General features: G+C 70.7%; 2 protein-coding genes. Both read left to right on the forward strand.

Annotated features, from left to right (window positions below):
- On the forward strand, positions 1-2,848 hold a 2,848-nt coding region (locus JF781_RS26455; RefSeq protein WP_225341332.1), incomplete at its 5' end, for a condensation domain-containing protein.
- Positions 2,845-10,499, forward strand: a 7,655-nt coding sequence (locus JF781_RS26460) for a non-ribosomal peptide synthetase (protein ID WP_225327580.1), incomplete at its 3' end; no start/stop codon positions are given. The genes JF781_RS26455 and JF781_RS26460, both read left to right, overlap by 4 nt.

Here is a 10,499-nt window from a genome sequence, read left to right on the forward strand (position 1 = left end):
GGTTGACGACTCCTTCTTCGACCTCGGCGGCGACAGCATCCTGTCGATGCAGGTGGTGGCCCGCGCCCGCGCCGCCGGCGTGGTGTGCCGCCCGCGGGACGTCTTCACCGAGCAGACCGTCGCGCGCCTGGCGAGGGTCGCCACGATCGCGAGCCCCGAGGACGACGTCGTCGACGAGGGGATCGGGCCGGTGGTGGCCACCCCGATCATGCGCTGGCTGCAGAACATGGACGGCCCCGTCGAGCAGTTCAACCAGACGATGGTGCTGGCGGTCCCCGCCGACGTCACCGCCGACGACGTGGCCGTGGTGCTGCAGGCGTTGCTGGACCGGCACGCGATGCTGCGGGTGCGCGTCGAGGACGACGGCGTGGGCGGCTGGTCGTTCGAGGTGCCCGAGCCCGGCTCCGTGCAGGCCGGCGACTGCCTGGAGACCGTCGACGAGTTGTCCGAGGCGGACCTGGTCGACGCCCGGTCGCGGCTGAACCTGGCCGACGGCCTGCTGGTCAGCGCGGTATGGGCAAGTGCGACAAACCAATTGGCGTTGATCATCCACCACCTTGCCGTCGACGGCGTGTCGTGGCGGACCCTGATCGAGGACCTCAACATCGCTTGGGCGCAGCACCACAGCGGCCAGCCGGTGGCCCTGCCGGTGGGCGGCACCTCGTTCGCCCGGTGGTCGTCGCTGCTGGACGAGCACGCGCGCCGCCCCGAGGTGGTCGAGCGGGCCGAGGAGTGGCGGCAGGTGGCCGCGACCCCGACGGTGGTGCCGGCCGCGCAGCCCGAGGACACCTACGCGAACGCCGGGCAGCTGTCGGCGTCGCTGGACGTCGAGACGACCCGCCTGCTGCTGGGGGAGGTGCCCGCGGCGTTTCACGCTGGGGTGCAAGACATTTTGCTGATCGCGTTCGGGTTGGCGTGGACGCAGTTCGTGGGCACCGGCGCGCCGATCGCCATCGACGTCGAGGGGCACGGGCGCAGCGAGGAGCTCGGCCCGCAGGTGGACCTGTCGCGCACGGTGGGGTGGTTCACCGCCAAGTACCCCGTGTCCTTGCGCGTCGGTGGCCTGTCGTGGGGCCAGGTGATCGGCGGTGACGCGGCGCTGGGCCCGGTGATCAAGGACGCCAAGGAGCAACTGCGCGCCCTGCCCGACGGCCTCACCTACGGGTTGCTGCGCTACCTGAATCCCGATGTGGACCTTGGTGATTCGGATCCCGCCATCAGCTTCAACTACCTGGGCCGGCTCGGCGGCGGCGCCGCCGACCTGTCGCCCGACCTGTGGCAGCTGAGCGAGGACAGCTTCGCGTTGGCCGGCGCGGCCGGCGCGGTTGCCCTGCCGTTGCCGCACACCGTGGAACTCAACGCCGGCACCATGGACACCGCCGACGGCCCGCACCTGCAGGCCAACTGGACGTGGGCGCCTTCGGCGCTGGACGAAAAGCAGATCGGCAAGCTCAGCGAGCTGTGGTTCGACGCGCTGGCCGGCATCTGCGCGCACGTCCGCGACGGTGGCGGCGGATTGACCCCGTCGGACCTCGCGCCCGCCCGGTTGACCCAGCGGGACATCGACGAACTGCAGCAGCAGCACCGCGTCGCCGACGTGCTGCCGCTGACCCCGCTGCAGCAGGGACTGCTGTTCCACACCGGCACCGCCCAGGGCGGCCAAGACTCCGAAGACCTCTACGCCGTGCAGCTCGACATCTCGGTGAGCGGCGCCATCGACCCCGAGCGGCTGCGCGAGGCCGTGCGGACCGTCATCACCCGCCACCCCAACGTGGTGGCCCGGTTCAGCGAGGACTTCGGCGAGCCGGTGCAGATCATGGCGGCCGACCCGGATCTGGCCTGGCAATACGTCGAGCTCGACACCGGCACGGACATCGACGAGCAGATCGAGGCGCTCTCGGCCGCCGAACGCGTCGCCGTCTGCGACCTGGCGGGCAAGGCGCCGTTCCGGGCCGCGCTGATCCGCACCGGCGACGACAGCTACCGGTTCGTGCTCACCAACCACCACATCGTGCTCGACGGCTGGTCCAAGCCCGTCCTGCTGCAGGAGATCTTCGCCAGCTACTTCGGGGTGCGGCTGCCCGCGCCGGTGCCCTACCGCAGCTTCATCACCTGGCTGTCCGAGCAGGACCGCGCCGCCGCCCAGGCGGCCTGGCGCGAGGTGCTGGCCGGGTTCGACACCCCCACGCTGGTGGGTCCGTCGGGCCGGATGGGCCTCGGCCCGCGCGGCGTCGCCGAGTTCCAGGTGTCCGCGGAGACCAGCCGCCTGCTCGGCGAACTGGCCCGCTCGTGCCGCACGACCGTCAGCACCGTGCTGCAGGCGGCCTGGGCGCAGCTGCTGATGTGGCTGACCGGCCAGCACGATGTGGTGTTCGGCACGGCGGTTTCGGGTCGGCCGACCGAATTGGCCGGTGCGGAGTCCATGGTCGGCCTGCTGATCAACACCGTGCCGGTGCGGGCGACCATCGGCGCCGAAACCACCATCGCCGACCTGCTTGACCAGCTACAACGCACCTATACCAGCACCCTCGACCACCAGCATCTGGCGCTCAATGAAATCCATCGTGTAACGGGACACGACCAAATATTCGACACAATGTTCGTGTACGAGAACTATCCCCTCGATACTGCCGCGCTATCGGCCGTGGACGAGTTAACTATTAGGGGATTCACGAATCGGGAATACAACCATTACCCGCTTTCGGTGCAAGCCGTGCCGGGCCATGAAATTGGTCTTCGCGTCGAGTTCGATACCGACGTCTTCGGCGAGGCGAGGATCGAGAAGCTGGTCGAGCGTTTCAAGCGGGTGCTGGAAGCCATGACCGTGGACTTGGAGGAGCAGTCATGACCGTCGGTGCGGGACGGCGATTGTTGTCGATTGATCTACTGGATGGCGGCGAGCACGACCGACTCGACGAGTGGGGTAACCGGGCGATATTGACCAAGCCGGTCAAGGCGCCGGCGTCCATTCCCGAAATGTTCGCGACCCAGGTGACGCGCACCCCCCAGGCGACGGCGCTGAGTTTCGAGGGTCGCTCGATGACGTACCTGGAACTCGATGAGGCCGCCAACCGGCTGGCGCACCTGCTGGCCGAGCAGGGCGCGGGCCCGGGCGAGTGCGTGGCGCTGCTGTTCTCCCGGTCGGCCGAGGCCATCATCTCGATCCTCGCGGTACTGAAGACCGGCGCCGCATACCTGCCGATCGACCCCGCCCTGCCCGCCGCCCGCATGGAATTCATGCTCGGCGACGCCACGCCGATCGCCGCGGTCACCACCGCCAGCCTCCGCACCCGGCTGGACGGCTTCGACCTGCCGGTCATCGACGTCGACGAGGCCGCGGCGGACAGCCAGCCCAGCAGCGCGCTGCCCGGGCCGGAGCCCGAGGACATCGCCTACATGATCTACACCTCGGGGACCACGGGCATCCCCAAGGGGGTGGCCGTCACGCACCGCAACGTGACCGAATTCCTGAAGACCCTGCACGCCAAGCTGCCGTCCGGCTCGGGCCAGGTGTGGTCGCAGTGGCACTCGCTGGTGTTCGACGTCTCGGTGTGGGAGATCTGGGGCGCCCTGCTGCACGGCGGGCGCTTGGTCGTCGTCCCCGAATCGGTCGCGGCCTCGCCCGACGACCTGCACGACCTGCTGGTCGCCGAGAAGGTCACCGTGCTGAGCCAGACCCCCTCCGCGGTGGGGATGCTCTCGCCCGAGGGCCTGGACTCGACGGCGCTGGTGGTGGCCGGCGAGGCCTGCCCCGCCGAGGTCGTCGACCGGTGGGCCCCCGGACGCGTGATGATCAACGCCTACGGCCCGACCGAGGCCACCGTCTACGCCGCGATGAGCGCGCCGCTGGCGGGGGACTCGGGCGCGCCGCCGATCGGATCGCCGGTTCCCGGCGCGGCGCTGTTCGTCCTGGACAAGTGGTTGCGGCCCGCGCCCGAGGGCGTGGTCGGCGAGTTGTACGTGGCCGGCCGCGGCGTGGCCACCGGCTACGCGCGCCGCTCCGGCCTGACGGCGTCGCGCTTCGTGGCCTGCCCCTTCGGCGGCCCCGGCGCGCGGATGTACCGCACCGGCGACCTGGTGCGCTGGGGCGCCGACGGGCAGCTGCAATACCTGGGCCGCGCCGACGAGCAGGTCAAGATCCGCGGCTACCGCATCGAACTCGGCGAGATCCAGTCGGCCCTGGCCGCGCTGGACGGGGTGGACCAGGCCGCGGTGATCGCCCGCGAGGACCGTCCCGGCGACAAGCGCCTCGTCGGCTACATCACCGGCACCGCCGACCCGGCGGAGCTGCGCACCCAGCTGGGCAAGCGGCTGCCCGCCTACATGGTCCCCGCCGCGGTGGTGGTGCTCGAGGCGCTGCCGCTGACGGTCAACGGCAAGCTCGACAAGCGCGCCCTGCCCGCGCCGGAGTACCACAAGCGCGCCGGTGAGTATCGCGCCCCGTCCAACCACACCGAGGAGATCCTGGCCGGCATCTACGCCCAGGTGCTGGGCGTGGAGCGCGTCGGCGTCGACGACTCCTTCTTCGACCTCGGCGGCGACAGCATCCTGTCGATGCAGGTGGTGGCCCGAGCCCGCGCCGCCGGCGTGATGTGCCGGCCCCGCGACGTGTTCGTCGAGCAGACCGTGGCCCGGCTGGCCCGCGTGGCCACCGACCGCGACGACGAGGAGGACGTGGTCGACGAGGGGATCGGCCCCGTGGTGGCCACCCCCATCATGCGGTGGCTGCAAACCGTTGACGGCCCGATCGACGACTTCAACCAGACCATGGTGCTGGCGGCGCCCGCGGGCGTCACCGCCGACGACGTGGTCGTCGTGCTGCAGGCCCTGCTGGACCGCCACCCCATGCTGCGGCTGCGCGTCGAAGACGACGGCTCCGGCGGCTGGAACCTGCAGGCGCCCGACCCGGGCTCGGTGCAGGCCGGCGACTGCCTGCAGTCGGTCGACGCGCTGACCGACGCGACGCTCGTCGAGGCCCGGTCACGGCTGAACCCTGGCGCCGGTGTGATGGTGAGCGCCGTATGGGCAAGCGAGACAAGCCAATTGGCGTTGATCATCCACCACGTGGCCGTCGACGGGGTGTCATGGCGGACCCTGATCGAGGACCTCAACATCGCCTGGGCGCAGCACCACAGCGGCCAGCCGGTGGCGCTGCCCGTGGGCGGCACCTCCTTCGCCCGGTGGTCGTCGCTGCTCGCCGAGCACGCGCAGAGCCCGGCGGTCGTCGAGCAGGCCGACGCCTGGCGCGAGGTGGTGGCCACCCCGGCCGTGCTGCCCGCGGTGCGACCCGAGGAGGACACCTACCAGACGGCCGAGCAGTTGTCGGTGTCGCTGGACGTCGAGACCACCCGGCTGTTGCTGGGTGAGGTGCCCGCGGCGTTCCACGCCGGGGTGCAAGACATTCTGTTGATCGCGTTCGGGATGGCCTGGACGGAATTCCTCGGTTCCAAGGCTGCTGGCACACCGATCGGCATCGACGTCGAGGGCCACGGGCGCCAGGAAGAGCTCGGACCGCACGTCGACCTGTCGCGCACCGTCGGCTGGTTCACCACCAAGTACCCGGTGGCGCTGAGCATCGACGGCCTGGACTGGGCCGGCGTCGTCGGCGGCGACGACGCGCTGGGCGCGATCGTCAAGGCCGCCAAGGAGCAGCTGCGCGCGCTGCCCGACGGGCTGACCTACGGCCTGCTGCGCTACCTGAACCCCGACATCGAGCTGGGTGGATCCGACCCGGTGATCGGCTTCAACTACCTGGGACGGCTCGGCGCGGCCGCGGACCTGCCCGGCGAGCTGTGGCGGCTCAGCCCCGACAGCCTGTCGCTCAGTGGCGCCGCCGCGGCGGTGGCGATGCCGCTCATGCATACCGTCGACCTCAACGCCGGCACCATGGACACCGAGGACGGCCCGCACCTGCACGCCAACTGGACGTGGGCGGCCTCGGCGATGGACCGCGAGCAGATCAGCCGGCTCAGCCAGCTGTGGTTCGAGGCCCTGGCCGGCATCTGCGCCCACGTGCAAGGCGGCGGCGGCGGGCTGACCCCGTCCGACATCGCGCCGGCGCGCCTGAACCAGAAACAGATCGACGAGCTGAGCAAGCAGCACCAGATCGCCGACATCCTGCCGCTGACCCCGCTGCAGCAGGGCCTGCTCTTCCACGCCAGCTTCGCCCAAGACCCGGGCGACGACGTCTACGCGGTGCAGCTCGGCATCACCGTGACCGGCGCCCTGGATTCACACCGGCTGCACGAGGCGGTGCACACGGTCGTGAACCGCCACCCCAACCTGGCGGCCCGATTCTGCCCGCAGTTCGGCGAGCCCGTGCAGGTGATCCCGGCCGACCCGGTCATGGCGTGGCGCTATATCCAGCTGGGCCCCGAAGACCTCGACCCCGAAAAGCGGGTCGAGGAGCTGTGCGCCGCCGAGCGCGCCGCGGTGAGCGACCTGGCCAACCGGCCGGCGTTCCGGGCCGCGCTGATCCGCACCGCGGACAACCGCTACCGGTTCGTGCTCACCAACCACCACATCGTGATGGACGGCTGGTCGCTGCCCATCCTGCTGCGCGAGATCCTGGCCAACTACTACGGCGACCAGCTGCCCGCGCCCGCGACCTACCGCAGCTACCTGACCTGGCTGGCCGGCCAGGACCGCACCGCCGCGCAGGCCGCGTGGCGCGAGGTGCTGGACGGCTTCGAGGCGCCCACCCTGGTGGGCCCGGCGGGCCGGATGCGCCTCGGCCGGCGGGCCGTGGAGTCCTACCGGCTTTCCGCGGAGACCACGCGCGCCCTCGGCGAGCTGGCCCGCTCCTGCCACACCACCGTCAACACCGTGCTGCAAGCGGGTTGGGCGCAACTGCTGATGCGGCTCACCGGCCAGCATGACGTCGCGTTCGGCACCGCCGTCTCCGGCCGGCCCGCCGACCTGGCCGGCGCCGAATCGATGGTGGGCCTGCTGATCAACACCGTCCCGGTGCGCGCCAACATCGACGCCGAGACCACCGTCGCCGACGTGTTGGAGCAGCTGCAGCAGCACCACAACGACACCCTCGAACACGAGCATCTGGCGTTGAGCGAGATCCACCGCGTGACCGGCCACGACGCGCTGTTCGACACCCTGTTCCTGTACGAGAACTACCCGATCGACACCAGCGTGCCGCTGGGCTTCCACGAGTTGGCCATCACCGATGTCACCAACCGCGAGTACAACCACTACCCGCTGTCGGTGATGGCGCTCCCGGGCCGCGAACTGGGCCTGCGCGTCGAATACGACACCGACGTGTTCGACGCGGCCGGCATCGAGAAGATGACCGAGAGGTTCCAGCGGGTGCTCTCGGAGATGACCGTCGATCCCACCCGACGGCTGATGGCGCTCGACGTCGTCGACGAGGCCGAGCACGAGCTGCTCGACGCGTGGGGCAACCGGCCCGTGCTGAGCCAGCCGGCGACCGGCAAGTCGATCCCGGGGTTGTTCGCCGCGCAGGTGGCCCGCACCCCGGACGCGGCGGCGCTGACCTTCGAGGGCCGCTCGATGACCTATCGGGAGCTCGACGAGGCCGCAAACCGGTTGGCGCACTTGCTGATCGAAGAGGGCGCGGGCCCCGGCGAGCGCGTCGCGCTGCTGTTCTCCCGGTCGGCCGACGCGATCGTCTCGATCCTCGCGGTCCTCAAGACGGGGGCGGCGTACCTGCCCATCGACCCGGCGCTGCCCTCCGCGCGGATCGAGTTCCTGCTCACCGACGCCGAGCCGGTCGCCGTGATCACCACGACGGGCCTGCGGTCGCGGCTGGAGGGCTGCCGCCCGACGGTCATCGACGTCGACGACCCGGCGCTGGACACCCAGCCCAGTGCGGCGCTGCCGATCCCGTCGTCGGACAACATCGCCTACCTCATCTACACGTCGGGCACCACCGGCGTCCCCAAGGGCGTGGCCGTCACCCATGACAACGCCACCCAGCTGGTGGAGACCCTGCACGCCGACCTGCCGGAGGCGGGGGTGTGGGCGCAGTGGCACTCCCTGGTGTTCGACGTGTCGGTGCACGAGATCTGGGGCGCGCTGCTGCACGGCGGCCGGCTGGTCGTGGTGCCCGAATCGGTCGCGGCCTCCCCGGACGAGCTGTACGCGCTGCTGGTCTCCGAAGGCGTCACCGTGCTGAGCCAGACCCCGTCGGCGGTCGGCATGCTCTCGCCGGAGGGCCTGGACTCGACGGCGTTGGTGGTGGCCGGTGAGGCCTGCCCGGTCGAGGTCGTCGACCGGTGGGCGACGGGGCGAGTGATGATCAACGCCTACGGCCCGACCGAGGCCACGGTGTACGCGGCGATGAGCGCGCCGCTGCAGGCCGGGGCGGGGTCGGCGCCGATCGGTTCGCCGGTGCCGCGGGCCGCGCTGTTCGTGCTGGACCGGTGGCTGCGCCCGGCGCCCGAGGGCGTCGTCGGCGAGCTGTACATCGCCGGTCACGGTGTGGCGACGGGATATTCGCGGCGGTCCGGCCTGACGGCGTCGCGGTTCGTGGCCTGCCCGTTCGGCGGCCCGGGCGCGCGCATGTATCGCACCGGCGACCTGGTCCGGTGGGGCCACGACGGCCAGCTCGAGTACCTCGGCCGCGCCGACGAGCAGGTCAAGATCCGCGGCTACCGCATCGAACTCGGCGAGGTGCAGGCGGCCCTGGCCGGGCTGGACGGCGTCGAGCAGGCGGCCGTGATCGCCCGCGAGGACCGTCCCGGCGACAAGCGGCTGGTGGGTTACATCACCGGCACCGCCGACCCGGTCGGCATCCGCATCCAGCTGGCCGACCGGCTGCCAGCCTACATGGTGCCGGCCGCGGTCGTCGTGCTCGACGCGCTGCCGCTGACGGTCAACGGCAAGCTCGACAAGCGCGCCCTGCCCGCACCGGAATACCAGAAGCGCGGCGGCGAGTACGTCGCCCCGTCCAACCCCACCGAAGAGACCGTCGCCGGCATCTTCGCCCGGGTCCTCGGGATGGAACGTGTCTCGGTCGAGGACTCCTTCTTCGAGCTCGGCGGCGACTCGCTGTCGGCGATGCGGGTGATCGCCGAGATCAACACCGCCGTGGACGGCGCCCTGTCGGTCCGCACGCTGTTCGACTCGCAGTCCATCCGGGGCCTGGCCCAGCGGATCACCAGCGGCTCCGGCACCGAGAACGCGGCGGGCCCCGGCTTCGCGGCGGTGCACGGCGCCGACGCGACCGAGGTGTACGCCCGCGACCTCACGCTGGACAAGTTCATCGACGCGACGACGCTGGCCGCCGTGCCGTCGCTGCGCGCACCGAGCTCCGAGGTGCGGACGGTCCTGCTGACCGGCGCCACCGGTTTCCTGGGTCGCTACCTCGCGCTGGAATGGCTCGAGCAGCTGGAACAGGTTGAGGGCAAGCTGATCTGCCTGGTGCGGGCCCGCACGGATGAAGAGGCGAGGACTCGCCTCGAGAAGACCTTCGACAGCGGTGACCCCGAATTGCTGCGGCACTTCCGGGAACTGGCCGAAGACCACCTGCAGGTGGTCGCCGGCGACAAGGGCCAGGCCAACCTGGGCCTGGACGAACAGACCTGGCAGCAGCTGGCCGACACCGTCGACCTGATCGTCGACTCCGCGGCCGTCGTCAACGGTGTGCTGCCCTACAACGAGCTGTTCACGCCCAACGTCGGGGGTACGGCCGAGCTGATCCGGTTGGCGCTCACCACGAAGATGAAGCCGTACGCGTACGTGTCGACTTCGGACGTGGGGCGCCAGATCGAGCCGTCGGCGTTCACCGAGGACGCCGACATCCGGGTCATCAGCGCCACCCGCGTCATCGACGGCAGCTACGCCAACGGCTACGGCAACAGCAAGTGGGCGGGCGAGGTGCTGCTGCGCGAGGCCCACGACCTGTGCGGCCTGCCGGTCTCGGTGTTCCGCTCCGACATGATCCTGGCCGACACCAGCTACGCCGGCCAGCTCAACGTGGCGGACATCTTCACCCGGATGATCCTGAGCATCGTGGCCACCGGCTGCGCGCCCAAGTCGTTCTATCAGCTCGACGCCGACGGCAAGCGGCAGTGCGCGCACTTCGACGGGCTGCCCGTCGAGTTCGTCGCCGAGGCGATCGCCAAGCTGGGCGCCCAGGTGATGGAGGGGTTCGAGACCTACCACGTGATGAACCCGCACGACGACGGCATCGGGCTCGACGAATACGTCGACTGGCTCATCGACGCCGGCTACCCGATCGAGCGCGTCGGCGACTTCGGGGAGTGGCTGCAGCGCTTCGAGACCGGCCTGCGCGGCCTGCCGGAACGGCAGCGGCAGAACTCGGTCCTGCAGATGCTGCTGTTGCTGCTGCGCGACCCGAAGAACCTGCAACCCGCCGAGCCGGCCCGCGGCGCGTTCGCGCCGACCGAGCGGTTCCGCGCCGCCGTGCAGGAAGCGAAAGTCGGTCCGGACAACGACATCCCGCACGTGAGCGCGCCGGTGATCGTCAAGTACGTCACCGATCTGCAACTGCTCGGCCTGCT

This window comes from Mycobacterium sp. WUMAC-067 (assembly GCF_020217485.1).
Lineage (GTDB): Bacteria > Actinomycetota > Actinomycetes > Mycobacteriales > Mycobacteriaceae > Mycobacterium.